The organism is Paenibacillus sp. TY11 (assembly GCF_059772165.1).
The window spans coordinates 393,832-412,224 of record NZ_JCBAIQ010000002.1 but is presented as its reverse complement, the minus strand read 5'-3'; the positions used below and the strand labels follow the sequence as shown (position 1 = coordinate 412,224).

Below are 18,393 nucleotides of genomic sequence, written 5' to 3'. Positions count from 1 at the left end.
GTAAGACATGTCATGAGTATTTGAGGAACGGAGGGAGCGCGTTTGAAAAAATCTAACGTGACCATGCGGCGTAGGCTGGTATGGGGGCTATTGGGATTATTTGTATTGTTTGCGGCCTTGTCGATCCGGCTCGCCTATGTTCAATTGGGTAAAGGAGGCGAGCTCTCGGCCAAGGCTGAGGATTCGTGGCGCCGCAATATTCCTTTTGCCGCCAAGCGTGGCGAAATTTTAGATCGGCAGGGCACCGCGCTGACCTATAATGTCAGTTCGCCGACAGTCATGGCGATACCAGTTCAAATTAAGGAGCCGGAAGAAACGGCACGCAGACTGGCGCCCTTGCTGGATATGAGTGAGGATAAAGTGCTCAAGCTGATTACCAAACGAACAGCAAGCCAAAAACTTCAGCCCGGCGGACGAAAAATTACGATGGAGAAAGCGCAGCAAATTCGTGATTTGAAGCTGCCGGGTATCGTTGTTGCTGAAGACAACAAACGTTATTATCCTTATGGTGATCTAGCGGCTCATATTCTTGGGTTTACAGGAATTGATAATCAAGGGCTGACAGGCGTAGAAAAGCAGCAAAACAGTAAACTTCGGGGGATCGACGGAAGCATTGCGTATTTATCAGATGCAGGTGGCCGTCTGATGCCTGGTTCTTCTGAAAAATACATTGAGCCGAAGGATGGACTGAATTTACAATTAACCATTGATAAGTCTGTGCAATCCATTATGGAACGGGAGCTTGACCAAGCCATGGTCAAGTTTCAGGCGAAGTCTGCGCTGTCTATTGCTATGAACCCCAAGACGGGTGAAATTTTAGGCATGGCTGGACGACCAAGCTATGAGCCAGCGCTATACAAGCAATATGCGCCTGAAATTTATAATCGAAATCTGCCAATCTGGATGACATATGAACCTGGGTCTACTTTTAAAATTATTACACTGGCCGCTGCCTTGGAAGAAAAGAAGGTCAATCTCAAAAATGACCGTTTTTTTGATCCAGGATATATTGAAGTCGGAGGAGCACGCCTGCGTTGCTGGAAAAAAGGCGGTCATGGCAGCCAGACTTTCCTTCAAGTGGTGGAAAATTCTTGCAACCCTGGTTTTGTAACATTGGGGCAACGTCTAGGGAAAGAAACACTGTTCAAGTACATTCGCAATTTCGGTTTCGGTAGCAAAACAGGAATCGACATGATTGGTGAGGGTAACGGCATTTTGTTCAAACTACCTCAGGTCGGGCCTGTAGAGCTGGCGACAACCGCCTTTGGTCAAGGGGTATCTGTCACTCCGATTCAGCAGGTCACGGCTGTATCGGCAGCAATCAATGGTGGAAATCTTTATAAGCCTCACATTACAAAAGGTTGGGTTCAACCGGGAACCGGAAAAGTGCTGGAAAAAGTAGAGCCTGAACTGGTACGTAGAGTTGTTTCAGAGGACACCTCCCGACAGGTAAGGGAAGCGCTGGAGAGCGTCGTTGCTAAAGGCACAGGTCGTCCTGCTTTTATTGAGGGTTACCGGGTGGGAGGTAAAACGGGTACAGCACAAAAGGTGATTAACGGACGTTATTCTTCCTCGGAGCATATTGTATCCTTTATTGGTTTTGCCCCGGCGGATGATCCGCAAATCGTCGTCTATACCGCTGTGGATAACCCGAAGGGCATTCAATTCGGCGGGGTGGTTGCTGCGCCAATCGTGCAGAACATTTTAAAGGATGCGCTGATTGCCTTGAAAATACCACCTCGCACCAATCAAATTGCCAAAGAGTACAAGTACGGAGAAAATCCGATCGAAACGGTACCTGATCTGGTAGGTGCCACTGTAGCTGATTTGTACGAAGATATGAATATGAACTTTATGCTCGTGAAATCAGGGTCAGGCAAGACGGTTGTCAGTCAGGCACCGAAGCCGGGCTCCCGGTTGGAGCGGGGATCAACGATCCGTATATATATGGGGGATTGATAGGTTCTTTTTATACCATACTATGAATAACGAGAGAGCAATGGAGGAATGAAAGATGCAGCTTCAACAATTGGCTTCACTGCTGGCCGTCTCCCGTGTGGTGGGTGACGGTACAGTGGATTGCCGAGGAATCGGGGCGGATTCACGTCGGGTGCAGCAGGGAGACTTGTTTCTGTGCTTGCCCGGTTTTACAGTGGACGGACATGACTATGCCGGGCAGGCAGTTGCGTCCGGGGCGGCGGCTTTGGTCGTAGAACGGGAACTGGATGTATCTGTTCCACAGCTTGTAGTTAAGGATGCGCGACATGCCATGGCGGTTTTGGCGGATTATATGTTTGATTCACCGAGCCGCCGCATGCGCATGATCGGCATAACCGGAACCAACGGTAAAACAACGATAACTTACCTGATTGAAAAAATCATGAAGGATGCCGGGGTGAACACTGGACTGATTGGTACGATTCAAATGCGTTATGGTGGTCAGTCTTACCCTATGTCCGGCACTACGCCCGAAGCGGTAGAACTGCAACGTTATCTCGGGAATATGGCAGAGCAGGGGGTTCAATGCTGTGTCATGGAAGTATCGTCACATGCGTTGGAGCAGGGCCGAGTCAAAGGAACTGATTTTCGCACCGCTATATTTACAAACCTGACACAGGATCACCTGGATTACCACAATACAATGGAGGAGTACCGTGCTGCAAAAGGACTTTTGTTTTCCAGATTGGGAAATGCTTTCTCGCGGGATGCATCAGACAGTAAATATGCTGTTCTGAATGCAGACGATCCGGCCTCTTCCTATTTGCAAGCTCAGACTGCCGCCCAAGTGATTACATACGGCGTGGAAAAGGAGTCGGATGTGCAGGCATCTCGTATCACTATAGGTGCCAAGGGAACCTCTTTCCATGTGTCCACCTTTAAAGGAAATACGGATGTTGAGCTTCGAATGGTAGGCAAGTTTAATGTGTACAACGCACTGGCCGCCATTACAGCTGCTTTGCTGGAAGGAATCTCGCTGGCGGATATCAAGCGGAGTCTGGAATCTATCGCAGGCGTAGATGGGCGGGTAGAGCCTGTAGATGCGGGTCAGCCCTTTGCTGTTATTGTAGATTATGCCCATACACCGGACGGATTGGAAAATGTCCTTCGCACCGTGAAGGAATTCGCGGTTGGTAAAGTATGGTGTGTATTTGGATGCGGTGGAGACCGGGATCGTACGAAACGTTCGTTGATGGGAAAAATTGCTGCGCGATACAGCGATCATTCGTTTATTACTTCCGACAATCCGCGAACAGAGGACCCGAAAGTGATTTTGAAAGACATTGAACAAGGGCTGATTGACGAAGGTGTACCCGCAGAACGATACGAACTGATCGTGGATCGCAGAACTGCAATTCATAAAGCTATTGAAATGGCAAGCCCTGACGATGTAGTATTGATTGCGGGAAAAGGTCATGAGACTTACCAGTTGATCGGAAAAACGGTGCATGAATTCGATGACCGCATCGTAGCCAAAGAAGCGATAAGGGGTTTATCCAAGTGATGAAAAGAACAATCGGTCAGATTGCATCTATGTGTGGAGGAACACTTCACGGAGAAGCGGACGCCGAACGGATGGTCGAGGGCGTTTTTACAGATTCACGCAGGCCGCAGAGCCAGGGACTGTTCGTTCCACTCGCGGGCGAACGATTTGATGGGCATAATTATGTGCAGCAGATCGTAAGCGAGGCAGGTGCAGCTGCATTTTTATGGCAAAAGGATCATGGAGTGCCTCCGGCAGAGAACGCCATTGAGGTAGAGGATACGTTAGAAGCTCTTCAACATCTAGCAGCTGCATACTTGCGTGAAACCGGCGTTTCTGTCGTCGGAATCACGGGAAGTAACGGCAAGACGACGACGAAAGACATCGTCAACGCTGTGCTGGGCACGACTTTTAAAGTACACAAAACCGAAGGGAATTATAACAATCATATCGGTTTGCCTTTAACGGTACTGTCCATGCCGCGGAATACAGATATTCTCATTCTGGAGATGGGCATGAGCGGACGCGGAGAGATCCGTCTGCTGGCTAATATTGCCCAACCAGATGTAGCTGTCATAACCAACATAGGCGAATCGCACTTGCTGCAGCTTGGTTCTCGTGCGGAAATCGCTCGTGCAAAGTTGGAAATCACAAGTGGCCTTAAGCCCGGTGGTTTGCTGATCTACAACGGGGATGAACCACTACTTCCACAAGTGCTGGCAGAGCCTGAAACGGTCAAGCCTGATGGCTTAAAATTGTTTACGTTCGGGTTATCTGCAGACAATGATGATTATCCAACTGAAATCACTTCGGATGGAGAAGGTAGTTTATTCCTAACAGCCCAATCCTGCAAAGAGGCTTTCCGGCTTCCCTTGCTTGGACAGCACAATGTTGTAAATGGTTTGGCAGCGCTGGCGGTAGCGCGTCATTTCAATATTGATGCAGACCATATACGTAAAGGGTTGTCGTCTTTAAAGCTGACGGGCATGCGCATTGAGGTTGTGAACTGTTCCAATGGACTTACCGTGCTAAACGATGCTTATAATGCCAGTCCGGCTTCAATGAAGGCTGCAATTCAGACGTTGTCTGCGTATAAAACGGGTGGACGTAAAATCGCCGTGCTTGGTGACATGCTGGAGCTGGGACCTGAGGAAAAGCAATTCCATGAGGAAATTGGGCATTTTGCCGCAAAGCATAACTTAGAGGTACTGTTTACCTACGGTGCGTTAGGCACTTCGATTGCGCAGGGTGCGCAAGGGTTGATGCCAACTGCTAACGTACACGCTTATACAGATAAGCAAAAGCTGATCCAGCACTTGCAGGCTTATCTCCATGCCGATGATATTGTGCTGGTTAAGGCATCCAGAGGGATGCGACTGGAAGAAATTGTGGATGCGCTGAAAAACGGTCCGCTACAGAACTGATGTTGACGAGAGGGAGACTCCCATGGATATTCAATTATTACTGCTGACGATCGTCGTATCGTTTATACTGGCGGTCATTGCCGCTCCACTGCTCATTCCGCTGCTGCGGCGAATGAAATTCGGCCAGCAGGTCCGGGATGACGGGCCACAAAGCCATCTTAAAAAGACAGGTACGCCTACGATGGGCGGTATCGTGATCCTGGTTGCTTTTACGCTGACCTTTCTTAAGTTTTCAGCTATCAAAAATACGGACTTTTACGTTCTACTGGTTGCTACGCTCGGTTTTGGGCTAATCGGCTTTTTGGACGACTATATCAAAATTGTATTCAAACGCTCGTTGGGTCTGACGGCGCGTCAAAAGCTGTTCGGGCAATTATTGTTTGGCGCGATTATGTGCTGGCTTCTGCTTAGCAACGATCATAGCACTGCGATCGGCATTCCGGGCACGTCATGGTCATTTGATTGGGGCGGCTGGTTCTATTATCCATTCATTATTATCATGATGCTGGCGATTAGCAACGCTGTCAATTTCACGGATGGGCTGGACGGGCTGCTGTCCGGTACAAGTGCGATTGCCTTCGCTGCTTATGCCATTGTCGCGATTCAGGCAACCTCGCTTCCGGCTGCGGTTTGCTCAGCGGCCATGATTGGCGCTGTGCTTGGCTTTCTCGTATATAATGCTCATCCTGCCAAGGTGTTTATGGGTGACACAGGCTCGCTGGGAATCGGCGGCGCCATAGGTGCCATTGCCATCGTTACGAAAAGCGAAATTTTGTTCATCATTATCGGTGGTGTATTCGTGATTGAAATGCTGTCCGTGGTCTTGCAAGTAGCTTCCTTTAAAACACGTGGCAAGCGTATTTTCAAAATGAGCCCGATTCATCATCATTTCGAGCTGTCCGGCTGGTCCGAATGGCGCGTAGTTATTACATTCTGGGCTGTAGGACTGCTGCTGGCAGGACTCGGACTTTATCTCAACAAGGGGTTGTAGACAAATGAACCATCCAGACGCATACCGAGATCAGGAAGTCGTCATTATCGGTCTGGCCAAAAGCGGCGTACAAGTTGCCAAGGTGCTGCACGAGGCCGGAGCCAAGCTGACAGTCAATGATAAAAAAGATAGGGAACAATGTCCCGAAGCTTCTGAATTAGAGGCTTTGGGAATTTCCGTTTTATGCGGGGGTCATCCGGAGGGGCTGATTCACCCTGGAGTGAAGCTGGTTGTCAAAAATCCAGGGATTCCTTATACGGCCCCTCCCGTACAGAAAGCTGTCGAGCTCGGCATTGAGGTTGTGACCGAGGTTGAGGTCGCCTACCATCTATGTAAAGCTCCGATCATCGGAATTACTGGCTCCAACGGAAAGACGACCACGACCACTTGGGTGGGCAAGCTGTTGGAGGCATCCGGCATGAATCCGATCGTGGCTGGTAATATCGGTATGCCATTATGTGAGGCGGCTGTGGACGCCAAGTCGGACGAGTGGATGGTTGTGGAGCTGAGCAGCTTTCAGTTAAAAGGAACAAAGGATTTCAAGCCCGCTGTGGCCTGCTTGCTCAATGTAGCTGAGACCCATTTGGACTACCACGGAGGCATGGAGGACTACGTTGCATCCAAGGCACGTCTATTTGCCAATCAAACGGCGGCAGATACTGCCGTGGTGAACTGGGATGATCCCGTCTGCCGGGAGCTTGTACCCTATATTAAAGCGAAGCTACTTCCGTTCTCGATGACGGAACGTTTGCAGGAAGGGTTGTTCGCTGACCCGCCATACATACCGGATGTGACGGACGATATTGAACGTAGCATCGTATACCGCGATGGAAATGGTGTGCTGCATCCCATTATAGGCGTAGCTGAGATTGGACTTCCGGGTCGTTTTAACGTAGAAAATGCTCTTGCTGCTTGCGCAATCGCCATTGCTGCAGGCGCAGAAACAGCGAATTTGGCGGAACCATTAAGTACTTTTCGCGGCGTAGAACATCGGCTTGAATATGTTGTAAAACACGCTGGAGTGGCTTTTTACAACAATTCCAAAGCAACCAATTCGAAAGCGACAATGATGGCCTTATCTTCCTTTAAGCAACCCATTGTACTCATTGCCGGAGGATTAGATCGCGGCTCCGATTATGCAGAGCTCGTACCGTCCTTGCAGGAAGGTGTGAAAGCCGTTGTGCTCTTGGGTGAGACACGGCATAAGCTGGCAGAGCGGGCCCGTCAGGCCGGAATAGAGCGTGTCAAGGTCGTCGATAATGGGGAGGACGCCGCCGCTACGCTCGTGGAGGCTGTGAACAAGGCGGCTGAATTTGCTGAGACGGGAGATGTGGTATTACTCTCACCCGCTTGTGCAAGCTGGGATATGTTCCGATCCTATGAAGAGCGTGGACGTATTTTTAAAGAGGCGGCGCATAAATTGTAAGTAGGGGGGTTGGATAAGCCCCTACTTTTATGCAAGGGGTGGCCTCCTGATGAAGCAATCTCGTCCGGCGCCGGATATATGGCTTTTCGTCTGTATTGTAAGCTTGTTAGCCATCGGCATGGTTATGGTATACAGCGCGGGCGCCGTCCTCGCTTTTCACGAGTACGGGGACTCCTACTATTTTGTTAAGCGGCAATTGCTGTTTGCGGGGCTCGGTCTTGTAGCGATGTACTTTACTGCCCGAACGGACTATCGGATCTGGCAGAAATATGCCAAGGTCGTGTTGTTGTTCTGTCTGGCGCTACTAGTTGCCGTATTAATTCCCGGCATTGGTGTAGTAAGAGGCGGGGCACGAAGCTGGCTCGGTATTAGCTCTTTCGGCATTCAGCCTTCCGAGTTTATGAAGCTGGGCATGATTCTTTTTCTCGCTCGATGGCTTAGTCGTCCTGACTATGATATTAGCTCTTTTACGCGCGGCCTGTTGCCCCCGCTTGGACTCATGGGACTGGCCTTTGGGCTTATTATGCTCCAGCCCGATTTGGGCACAGGCACGGTAATGATGGGGGCGTCCATGCTCATCGTCTTTACGGCAGGCGCGCGTATGAAGCATCTTGGTCTGCTGGCCTTGTCGGGGGCTGCAGGGTTTGCTGCACTGATTGCGGCTGCACCTTACCGACTCCAGCGCATCACCGCTTTTCTGGACCCTTGGTCCGATCCACTTGGTGCAGGTTATCAAATTATTCAATCGCTTTATGCGATTGGTCCTGGCGGACTGGCGGGCTTGGGGCTCGGCATGAGTCGGCAAAAATATAGCTACGTTCCTGAACCGCAGACGGACTTTATTTTTTCCATTTTGGCGGAGGAGCTTGGCTTTATCGGTGGAATGACGGTGCTGGGACTCTTTTTGGTTCTCGTGTGGAGAGGAATGCGTGTCGCTATTACCATTCCGGATACCTATGGCAGTTTGCTTGCGGTGGGCATTGTCGGAATGGTCGCCGTACAGGTCGTCATTAATATTGGTGTTGTTATCGGCTTAATGCCGGTAACAGGAATAACACTGCCCTTAATCAGCTATGGAGGTTCTTCTCTGACCTTAATGCTAACTGCTCTGGGCATTTTACTAAATTTATCACGTTATGCGAGGTGAACGTTTATGCGCGTCGTGTTGAGCGGCGGCGGTACCGGAGGGCATATTTATCCGGCGCTGGCCGTAGCCAGACAGTGCGAAGAGATTGATCCGGACGCTGAATTTTTATACATTGGCGGTCAACGAGGACTCGAAAGCAAGTTGGTCCCTCAGGAAAAAATTCCATTTGAGGCTATTGATATCACAGGATTTCGTCGCAGCTTGTCTGTGGAAAATATAAAAACGATCATGCGCTTTTTCAAAGGGGTTCGCAGATCCAAAGCATTATTAAAGAAATTTAAGCCAGATATCGTTATTGGCACCGGGGGATATGTATGCGGCCCTGTCGTTTATGCAGCTTCCAAGTTGGGAATCCCCAGCATTATTCATGAGCAAAATGCAATTCCGGGGTTGACTAATGCATTTCTGAGTCGCTATGTGGATACAGTGGCTGTTAGCTTTGAAGGCTCCGAAGGTGCTTTCCCCAAAGCTAAAAATGTACTATACACCGGGAACCCACGTGCTACAACAGTTCGTTTGGCTAACCGGGATCGGGGATTTGCTACCATCGGGGTTCCAATGAACAGTTCGGTCGTCCTTGTGGTTGGTGGCAGCAGAGGGGCGAAGGCCATTAATGACGCCATGATTGCAATGGCTCCGCAACTTTCGCAACTGAAAGACGTCCATTTTGTATATGTGACCGGTGAATCTTACTATGAGCAAACGTTGGACAGCATACGGAATCAGATCGGCTCATTGCCCAATCATCTACACGTGCTTCCCTATATTCACAATATGCCAGAGGTGCTGGCTTGTACCTCTTTAATTGTTAATCGCGCTGGTGCGTCCTTCTTGGCAGAGATTACATCGTTGGGCATTCCGTCCATTCTGATTCCATCACCTAATGTGACGAATAACCATCAGGAGGCTAATGCTCATACACTTGAAAAGGCAGGCGCTTCCGTCATGATCGTAGAAAAGGAACTAAGTGGTCCGGCCCTGTTTCAATCCATAGCGGGAATTATGAAGGATGAGGCACGGCGGAGTCGCATGGCGGAGTCGGCGTCTGCGCTTGGCAAGCCTGACTCAGCACATATTTTAGTAAAAGAAATGGAGCGTCTTGCCCATAAAAGGTAGTCCGCAGTGCAGAATTGGGCGGTTGTCACACACCGGATGGTATTTACATAGGATACCCTATAGATTGTGACCATCACTCAGGCTGCCGGTTGTCAGGTGAGAGCCTTATAACCATGCGGGGCAAGCAACAAGGAGGTTTCAGTACAATGCAGCAATGGATGCCATTATTAGCGGAGCATGATATCGGAAAAGTGCTGGAGCATGAGCCGCTGTCCAAATATACGACATGGAAGATTGGAGGCCCTGCGGATGCTCTTGTCATCCCGGATACGAAAGAGCAACTAGCGAAGATTTTGAAGCTGGCTAGCGAGCACGGAATTCCCTGGATGCAGTTGGGGCGGGGCTCCAACATGCTCGTCTCTGATAAAGGGATACGGGGACTTGTGATCAAGCTGGGGCCAGGATTTGATTATGTTCATTTTGAAGATGAACGGATCGTCGCTGGAGGAGGCGTTTCACTGGTCAAACTGTGTGTTATGGCCAGTAAGCAGGGCCTGTCCGGCCTTGAATTTGCTGGCGGTATCCCAGGATCGGTCGGTGGGGCTGTCTACATGAACGCCGGTGCCCATGGGTCTGATGTGTCACAAATATTCCAGTCCGCTGAGATTGTGCTGGATACAGGGGAATTGGTTGTGTACGATGCCGAGAATATGCATTTCAGCTATCGTCACTCCGTGCTGCATGAGCAACGTGGAATGGTGACAGAGGCAGTGTTTCGGATGAAGCGGGGCGACCGCGAGGAAATTTCAGCAGCGCTTGCGGCTTTTAAAGACCGCCGTAGGCTGACCCAGCCGCTGCAGTTAGCTTGTGCAGGAAGCGTGTTCCGTAATCCGCCAGGAGACTATGCAGCCCGTCTTATTGAAAGCGCAGGTCTCAAGGGCTTGAAGGCGGGAGGCGCTGAGGTATCTGTACAGCATGCCAATTTCATTGTAAATACCGGTCAAGCGACAGCAGAGGACGTGCTTACCCTAATGAAGCATATTCAAAGTACAATATCATCTCAAACCGGCATCAAGCTAGTTCCGGAGGTTTTCGTAGTGGGTGAGCGGTAAACTCGGAGGTGATACATTGGACAAATTGGTGATTGAGGGAGGCCGTCCCCTGTCAGGCACCATACGTATCCATGGGGCAAAAAATGCGGCACTACCTATTCTTGCAGCAAGCTTGCTTGCACAAGGAAAGGTAGAAATTCGGAATGTGCCTCATCTTTTAGACATTAAGGTCATGCTGCACATCCTTGAAAGACTCGGCTGTACATGCCGACATGAAGAGGAAACGGTATACGTGGATACGTCGTCCGTCCGAACGTTCCAAATTCCGGAGGATTTGATGAAGCAAATGCGCTCATCTATCTTTCTGATGGGACCGCTGCTCGCCAGATATGGAGAAGTTTCCATTTACCAGCCCGGAGGCTGCGCCATAGGCGAGCGCAAAATTGATCTTCACCTGGAGGGCTTAAAAGCTCTTGGCGCAGAGATCGAGGAGAAAGACGAGCAAATTACGTTTCGAGCCCGCAAGCTGATCGGCTCGGACATCCACATGGATTTCCCAAGCGTAGGAGCAACGGAAAATATTATGATGGCCGCCGCGTTGGCTGAAGGACGAACAACGATTACCAATGCAGCGAGGGAACCGGAGATTCAGGATCTTCAAAACTTCCTGAATGCCATGGGAGCCCGCATTATCGGTGCTGGAACGGACACGATTACAATCATGGGGGTCAGTCGCCTCAATCCGTGTACGTATGAGGTCATTCCTGACCGTATAGTAGCTGGAACGGTTATGATCGCAGCTGCAGCTACACAAGGAAGTGTGTCGCTGACACACTGCAATCCTTCCCACTTGTCTGCTCTGATTCACGTCCTCAGGCGGGCTGGTGTTCAAATTGGCATCTTGAATGATATAATGACCGTAAGTTGTATGAGCCGTCCCAAAGCGGTGGAGAGGATAGTTACCTCCCCTTACCCGTCTTTTCCGACGGATTTGCAATCTCAGGTCATGGTTCTGCTTTCTTTGGCGGACGGCTTCAGTGTCATGAAAGAGACCGTCTTCGAAAGCCGATTCAAACATGTGGATGAACTAAATGTAATGGGTGCTGATATTACGGTCGATGCGAATGCTGCTTTTATAAGAGGAGTTTCTCGTCTGTATGGGGCTACGGTAGAGGCTACCGATCTGCGGGCAGGGGCTGCGCTGGTCATAGCGGGTCTAGCCGCTCAAGGACGTACCATTGTCGAGCAGGTTCATCACATTGACAGAGGGTATGACCAGATCGAACGTCTTTTCCAAGGACTGGGTGCCCGAATGAGCCGTCAGTCTCCGGTGCCGGAGCAGCTGGATTTCGTAAATTAATGCCTTAATGTCCCTCCGTTAACGGGGGGACGAGAGGCTTTTGTGGAGAGAAGCTATGCCAAATGCTCAAATACCTGTTCTTAAAAAGAACAGAACGAAAAAAAGAACAAGCCGGAAGATTACCATTCTTCTCATTTTGTTGTTTATTGTACTGCTCGCTGTTCTCTTTTTCCGTTCTTCGTTGAGTCGGGTTTCTGAAATTCGTTTTGATGGTAATGTATTTTCGACCCGAGATCAGCTTCTTAATCGAAGCGGTCTGGCTGTCGGAGATCAGTATTTCGGAGTCAGTTCATCCGACATCTCTGAGAAGCTGCGGGAAATTCAGTCGATTCAGCAAGTCATAGTGGACAAGCAGTTTCCAGGTATTATTACTATTCATATTAAAGAGTTTGCTACGGTCGCTTACGAGTTGCAGAGTGACGGGAGCCTGCGTGCTATTCTGGCGAACGGGACAAGCGTAGGCGTGGGGAACAGCGGAATAGCCGTTGAGAAGCCTATTTTGACCAAATGGAAATCAGATGATCCGTACAAAGCGAAGCTGTGTGATGCTTTATCACGCATTCCTGGGGAATGGACAGCCGATATTTCGGAAATTATTCCCGCGCCGATTCCTTCTTTTCCGGACCGCATAAAAATGTACACACGTTCCCAGTTTGAGGTCATTACAACCGTTTCTCTGTTGGACTCTAAAATCAGCTATTTGAATCAGGTGCTAGAAACAGAAGATCCAGGTTTGATCACAATGCTGGAGGCGGATTCCTACGTTCCATTTAAACCGGATACGAGTGAAGAGAGCCAAGAAAAAGATACTACTCAGTGATCTGAAAAAATGCTAGAATTGATTTTATGGGTAATAGACTTGCCTCCTTCTTTTTTCTTCAAATTTTTATGTGACTGCAACCATAAATTGGCTTCTAAAAAATTTGTAGAAAAAAGAGGGAAAGCATGGAGTATGTTGAATATGTACAGAGTGTGTTTAAAGAACGAAATTCATTTTGGAGTCAGGAGGTGCCACAGACTTGAGCAACAATGACATCATTGTTAGTTTGGACATCGGTACATCCAAAGTTCGGGCTATTATTGGGGAAATGAATAATGGAACCTTTAATATTATTGGAGTTGGATCTGCCGACTCGGAAGGGATTCGCAAAGGTGCAATTGTAGACATTGATCAAACCGTGCAATCAATCCGTAACGCCGTGGATCACGCAGAACGCATGGTTGGTATTCAAATAACAGAAGTGTATGTGGGGATTTCAGGCAACCATATTGGCCTGCAAAATAGTCATGGCGTAGTAGCCGTGTCCAACGAGGACCGAGAAATCGGTGAGGAGGACATTGAGCGTGTACTGAAGGCGGCTGAAGTTATTGCCGTACCACCGGAAAGAGAAATTATTGACGTGGTAGCCAAGCAGTATGTCGTGGATGGCCTTGAAGGGATTCAGGATCCTCGCGGTATGATCGGAGTTCGTCTCGAAGTAGAGGCTACGATTGTTACTGGAGGCAAGACCCCGATACATAATCTGTTGCGCTGCGTTGAGAAAGCCGGCTTGAGGATTAAAGATCTGGTCTTGCTGCCTCTTGGAGCCGGACAATTGTCTCTTTCGAAGGATGAAAAGGTGATGGGTTCGGTGTTGGTGGATATTGGTGCAGGTTCTACCAATGTTGCCATTTTCCAGGAGGGAACGATTGTTGCCACATCAACACTTCCGATTGGTGGAGAATTTGTAACCAATGATATTGCCTACGGACTGAGAACCCTTACCGATCAAGCCGAAAAAGTAAAGCTTAAATACGGCTGCGCATGGTATGATGATGCGGCAGCCGATGTCGTCTTTAAAGTGACCCGTATCGGCAGTAATGTGGATAAGGAGTTTAATCAGCAGGATTTGGCTGCTATTATTGAGCCGAGAGTGCAGGAAATTTTTCAACTTATTCAGGCGGAAGTTAAACGCTTGGGTTACACAGAGCTTCCGGGAGGTTATATACTTACCGGAGGCACCGTCTCCATGCCTGGTGTACTTCAGGTGGCACAAAGCGAACTGGCCGCTTCCGTAAGGATCGCCGTACCTGATTTTATCGGTGTTAGGGATCCGGGTTACACGAGTGGAGTTGGCATCTTGCATAATGCTATTCGTTACTATCGCGGAAGATCGACTAGCGTTAGCAACAGTGGCGGAAGTACCAAGAAGCCGACTAACCGAACCAAAAGCAGCAGTCCCGTTGCGGAAGGCGAGCAAAAGCAGGGGTTGATTGAACGCTTAAAAAGTATGTTCAGTGAATTTATATAACGTTCATTGCTAATTATGCCAATCATGGACGGGCCATCCATGCACATTGAGGGGGAGATGGAATAGTATGTTGGAATTTGATTTTGAAATGGAGAGCTTGGCTCAAATTAAAGTGATCGGCGTCGGAGGCGGCGGCAGCAATGCGGTTAACCGAATGATCGAAAATGGTGTTCAGGGTGTGGAGTTCATTACTGTCAATACAGATGCCCAGGCACTTCATTTAGCGAAGTCTGAGCATAAGCTTCAAATTGGCGATAAGCTGACCCGCGGTCTGGGTGCCGGGGCTAACCCGGATGTGGGTAAAAAAGCGGCTGAGGAGTCGCGTGAGCTCATTATGAATACGCTCAAAGGTGCGGATATGGTATTCGTAACGGCGGGAATGGGTGGCGGTACAGGAACCGGGGCGGCCCCTGTCATTGCTGAAATTGCCAAGGAATGCGGCGCGCTGACTGTAGGCGTGGTAACACGACCATTCACGTTTGAAGGGCGTAAGCGCTCCAATCAAGCAGAACTTGGCATTGAGGGATTAAAAGAAAAGGTAGACACCTTGATTGTAATCCCGAATGACCGCTTGCTTGAAATTGTGGACAAGAAAACCCCGATGTTGGAAGCGTTCCGCGAAGCGGATAATGTTCTGCGCCAGGCGGTACAAGGTATTTCAGATTTGATCGCTGTACCGGGTCTGATCAACCTTGACTTTGCTGACGTAAAGACGATCATGACGGAGCGTGGCTCCGCTTTGATGGGAATTGGCGAAGCAACTGGTGAAAATCGTGCGGCTGAAGCAGCACGCAAGGCTATCATGAGCCCATTGTTGGAGACATCCATAGAAGGTGCTCGTGGTGTGATTATGAACATCACTGGCGGCAACAATCTGTCTCTGTACGAGGTTAATGAGGCGGCTGAAATTGTAACATCGGCTTCCGATCCGGAAGTTAACATGATTTTTGGTGCTATCATTGACGAAGATTTGAAAGAAGAGATCAAGGTTACCGTCATTGCGACTGGCTTTGAAGGCAAGCCAAGTCAACCGGCACCGGGACGTAAACCGGCAGCCAACCCGACGGCTTCCGAATCGGCGGAAAAAGGCTCTCCTAACTTGCGTCCATTTGGTAATACTCAAAGCAGTGATCAATTGGATATTCCTACATTCTTACGTAACCGTTCGCGCAATAATAATAACGATAACTAGTTTCAATTCAGATAGCCCGCATTCTCCCTGGAGATGCGGGCTTCTTTCTGTTTTCTGCATCCCGCACTTTCGGCACTCTTCCTCTTTCCGACAAAATTAGTCGGTCACCGTCCCCACCGTTAGACAGACTTTGAACAGCATGACTACTATACTTAAGCTTATCCTGCAAACGCTGGGCGGGTGAATCCTTGGTTGTTTATATCGACTTGATTTTTTTGGCCAATTTGTTCATTGATGCTGTGCTGCTGATGGTCACCGCCTGGATGAGAAAAATCCGTCCAGTGTGGTGGCGGTTGATGACCTCAGCCGGGATCGGGGCAATGTACGTGGTCATGATGTTTGTGCCGGAGCTGTCCTTTTTATTTACGTTTCTGATCAAACTGGCATTATCGGTCATTATGCTGCTGGTGGCTTTTGGTTTTGGCAGCATGCAAAAGTATCTTCGTACAATGGGTGCTTTTTACATGATCAATTTTGTAGCTGCAGGTGGAATTTTGGGGATGCATTATTTTCTCCAAAATACGGGGGAATTGTTTAATGGCATCTGGTATACCGCTTCAGGTGGAATGTCCTTTGAATTGAAAATCGCATTCTGGTTTATTTTATGCGCATTTGGCGGAGTGATGCTTTTCTTTCGTATTGTGCAGTCCTCAAAGCAGCGCACAGAAAGGATGAGTGGGTTTCTAGGGCAAGTGCAGGTGTGGATTGGGCAGGATCATATTGAGTGTACAGGCTTGTTGGATACGGGCAACCAACTACATGATCCTTTGACCAGAACCCCGGTGATGGTCATGGAGGCGGCCTTGTGGGAATCGTATTTGCCCGCCTCTTGGCTCCAAAAATGTTCTGAGGGTAATGCTGATCAACTGGTGATGGAGCTGGGGGATGAGTCGTTCAGCTGGCAGGATCGGGTTCGTCTCGTCCCCTATCGTGGAATTAACCGTAGTCATTCTTTTATGCTCGCCCTTAAACCAGACCGGGTAGAGGTGGTGATGAATGGGGTTCATTTTGTACATCATCGAGTGCTGATTGGCTTGGACGGGGGGACATTGTCGGCAGAGGGCAAATACCGCGCCATCATCCACCCGGATGTGACGGCACACGAAGAGGACAGTGCTGATACCAACCAGAAGCGAGAGGCACATTTTACTGAGCATTTTACAGAATCAGGATAATGGAGCAAGAACACAGAATGACGTTTGAAGGCGACGAAAAACATCCATTGGTGAAATGGACGGAGCACAGCAAGATTTGCACTATTTTCAAAAGGGGGAGAATGATATGCGGGAACAGATGAAATTAAAGATGAAAATTAGGCTAGCGTTACAATTGCAATATTATCGTATTTTATTTTTATTCGGGCTGAAAAGTGAAGAAATTTATTACATTGGCGGCAGCGAGGCGCTCCCCCCACCGCTGACGAGAGACGAAGAAGAGTATTTGCTTGGAAAACTTTCTTCTGGAGATGCAGCAGTACGGTCGATGCTAATCGAAAGAAATTTGCGGTTGGTCGTATATATTGCCCGTAAATTTGAGAATACGGGAATCAACATTGAGGATCTTGTATCGATTGGTGCTATTGGACTAATCAAAGCGGTTAACACTTTTGATCCGGAGAAGAAAATCAAACTTGCCACATATGCTTCTCGATGCATTGAAAATGAGATTTTGATGTATTTGCGTCGCAATAGCAAAACGAGAACAGAAGTTTCTTTTGATGAGCCTCTGAATATTGATTGGGATGGTAACGAGTTGCTACTTTCCGATGTGATGGGGACGGAAAATGATACCATTTACCGTAATATTGAGGAGCAGGTAGACCGTAAATTATTGCATAAAGCGCTGGATAAGTTGACGGATCGAGAGCGTTTGATTATGGAGCTGCGCTTCGGCTTACAAGACGGAGAAGAGAAGACACAGAAGGATGTTGCTGACCTGTTGGGTATCTCGCAATCGTATATTTCGCGTCTGGAAAAACGAATTATAAAGCGCTTACGAAAAGAATTCAACAAAATGGTATAATGCATGGGGATATCCGGAAGCGATGGAAACGGCGAATAAAAAAATGCCCTCAGGAGATAATGTACATTAATGTTGCTCCTTGGGAGGTAAGACACGATGACCCGAAATAAAGTGGAAATTTGCGGTGTGGATACCGCCAAACTGCCGGTATTAACCAATGCAGAAATGCGCGAGCTGTTCACATCACTTCAGCAAAATAATGAACGATCAGCCAGAGAAAAATTGGTCAACGGCAATCTCCGGCTCGTCCTGAGTGTGATTCAGCGTTTTAACAATCGGGGAGAGTTTGTGGACGATTTGTTTCAGGTAGGATGCATCGGCCTGATGAAGGCGATTGATAATTTTGACCTTTCGCAAAACGTAAAGTTCTCCACTTATGCGGTGCCAATGATTATCGGAGAGATCCGCCGTTATTTGCGGGATAACAATCCGATCCGTGTGTCCCGTTCGTTGCGGGATATTGCATATAAGGCGCTTCAGGTGCGGGACAGTCTGACGAATCTGAACTCGCGGGAACCAACGATTTTTGAAATTTCAGAGGCGCTGAATGTGCCTAAAGAAGATGTTGTGTTCGCATTGGATGCGATTCAGGATCCGGTTTCGCTGTTCGAGCCGATATATCACGACGGGGGCGACCCAATCTATGTGATGGATCAGATCAGTGATGACAGAAATAAAGACGTCTCATGGATTGAGGAAATCGCTCTGCGGGAAGCGATGCATCGCCTGGGCCAGCGTGAAAAGATGATATTGTCTATGCGTTTTTATGAAGGAAAGACGCAAATGGAGGTTGCCGACGAAATCGGTATCTCTCAAGCCCAGGTTTCGAGATTAGAGAAGTCGGCTATACAGCAAATGCAAAAACATGTAAAATCCTAATGAAATGAATGCTTGAATGATTCAGCGATAAAAACGATCCTGTACGGATCGTTTTTGCGTTTACAGGGCATT

At 48.7% G+C, this 18,393-nt stretch carries 15 protein-coding genes; all 15 read left to right on the top strand.

Translation table 11 applies throughout. The features are described from left to right. The first annotated feature begins 42 nt into the window (after nt 1-42). The 15 genes from AC6EJC_RS04115 to sigG all read left to right on the top strand — a co-directional run bounded on the left by AC6EJC_RS04115 (nt 43) and on the right by sigG (nt 18,321). Nucleotides 43-1,959, top strand: a complete 1,917-nt coding sequence (locus tag AC6EJC_RS04115) for a stage V sporulation protein D (RefSeq protein ID WP_444952853.1) — start codon at nt 43-45, stop codon at nt 1,957-1,959. 55 nt (nt 1,960-2,014) lie between these two features. Next, nucleotides 2,015-3,502: a UDP-N-acetylmuramoyl-L-alanyl-D-glutamate--2,6-diaminopimelate ligase gene (locus tag AC6EJC_RS04110; RefSeq protein WP_444952852.1), complete on the top strand. Its 1,488-nt coding sequence runs from the start codon at nt 2,015-2,017 to the stop codon at nt 3,500-3,502. Further along, nucleotides 3,502-4,905, top strand: a complete 1,404-nt coding sequence (locus AC6EJC_RS04105; RefSeq protein WP_444952883.1) for a UDP-N-acetylmuramoyl-tripeptide--D-alanyl-D-alanine ligase — start codon at nt 3,502-3,504, stop codon at nt 4,903-4,905. The genes AC6EJC_RS04110 and AC6EJC_RS04105 overlap by 1 nt, the downstream gene beginning before the upstream one ends. 22 nt (nt 4,906-4,927) lie before the next feature. After that, nucleotides 4,928-5,896, top strand: a complete 969-nt coding sequence (mraY, locus tag AC6EJC_RS04100; protein ID WP_444952851.1) for a phospho-N-acetylmuramoyl-pentapeptide-transferase — start codon at nt 4,928-4,930, stop codon at nt 5,894-5,896. A gap of 4 nt (nt 5,897-5,900) precedes the next feature. Further along, nucleotides 5,901-7,322: a UDP-N-acetylmuramoyl-L-alanine--D-glutamate ligase gene (gene murD, locus AC6EJC_RS04095; protein WP_444952850.1), complete on the top strand. Its 1,422-nt coding sequence runs from the start codon at nt 5,901-5,903 to the stop codon at nt 7,320-7,322. A 49-nt stretch (nt 7,323-7,371) separates the two neighbouring features. Further along, complete coding sequence (spoVE, locus tag AC6EJC_RS04090) at nt 7,372-8,469, top strand: stage V sporulation protein E (RefSeq protein WP_444952849.1); 1,098 nt, start codon at nt 7,372-7,374, stop codon at nt 8,467-8,469. 6 nt (nt 8,470-8,475) lie between these two features. Beyond that, nucleotides 8,476-9,585, top strand: a complete 1,110-nt coding sequence (gene murG / locus AC6EJC_RS04085; protein WP_444952848.1) for an undecaprenyldiphospho-muramoylpentapeptide beta-N-acetylglucosaminyltransferase — start codon at nt 8,476-8,478, stop codon at nt 9,583-9,585. Between the two features lie 146 nt (nt 9,586-9,731). Further along, the gene (murB, locus tag AC6EJC_RS04080) at nt 9,732-10,637 is read left to right on the top strand and encodes a UDP-N-acetylmuramate dehydrogenase (RefSeq protein ID WP_444952847.1); all 906 of its coding nucleotides are present in this window, start codon (nt 9,732-9,734) and stop codon (nt 10,635-10,637) included. 16 nt (nt 10,638-10,653) lie between these two features. Continuing rightward, on the top strand, nt 10,654-11,937 hold the full coding sequence (murA, locus tag AC6EJC_RS04075) for a UDP-N-acetylglucosamine 1-carboxyvinyltransferase (RefSeq protein ID WP_498474145.1): 1,284 nt from the start codon (nt 10,654-10,656) through the stop codon (nt 11,935-11,937). A 55-nt stretch (nt 11,938-11,992) separates the two neighbouring features. Beyond that, nucleotides 11,993-12,757, top strand: coding sequence for a cell division protein FtsQ/DivIB (locus AC6EJC_RS04070; protein ID WP_444952845.1), 765 nt, complete (start codon nt 11,993-11,995; stop codon nt 12,755-12,757). A 199-nt stretch (nt 12,758-12,956) separates the two neighbouring features. After that, on the top strand, nt 12,957-14,228 hold the full coding sequence (ftsA, locus tag AC6EJC_RS04065) for a cell division protein FtsA (RefSeq protein WP_444952844.1): 1,272 nt from the start codon (nt 12,957-12,959) through the stop codon (nt 14,226-14,228). A gap of 67 nt (nt 14,229-14,295) precedes the next feature. Then, nucleotides 14,296-15,420 carry a cell division protein FtsZ gene (ftsZ, locus tag AC6EJC_RS04060; protein WP_444952843.1) on the top strand — a complete coding sequence of 375 codons (1,125 nt, stop codon included), beginning with the start codon at nt 14,296-14,298 and terminating at the stop codon, nt 15,418-15,420. Nucleotides 15,421-15,608: 188 nt separating this feature from the next. Then, nucleotides 15,609-16,595 carry a sigma-E processing peptidase SpoIIGA gene (gene spoIIGA, locus AC6EJC_RS04055; protein WP_444952842.1) on the top strand — a complete coding sequence of 329 codons (987 nt, stop codon included), beginning with the start codon at nt 15,609-15,611 and terminating at the stop codon, nt 16,593-16,595. Between the two features lie 106 nt (nt 16,596-16,701). Next, on the top strand, nt 16,702-17,442 hold the full coding sequence (gene sigE / locus AC6EJC_RS04050; protein WP_013311082.1) for an RNA polymerase sporulation sigma factor SigE: 741 nt from the start codon (nt 16,702-16,704) through the stop codon (nt 17,440-17,442). Nucleotides 17,443-17,538: 96 nt separating this feature from the next. After that, entirely contained in the window at nt 17,539-18,321 is a 783-nt protein-coding gene (gene sigG / locus AC6EJC_RS04045) for an RNA polymerase sporulation sigma factor SigG (RefSeq protein WP_007431182.1), read from the top strand. Nucleotides 18,322-18,393: the final 72 nt, after the last annotated feature.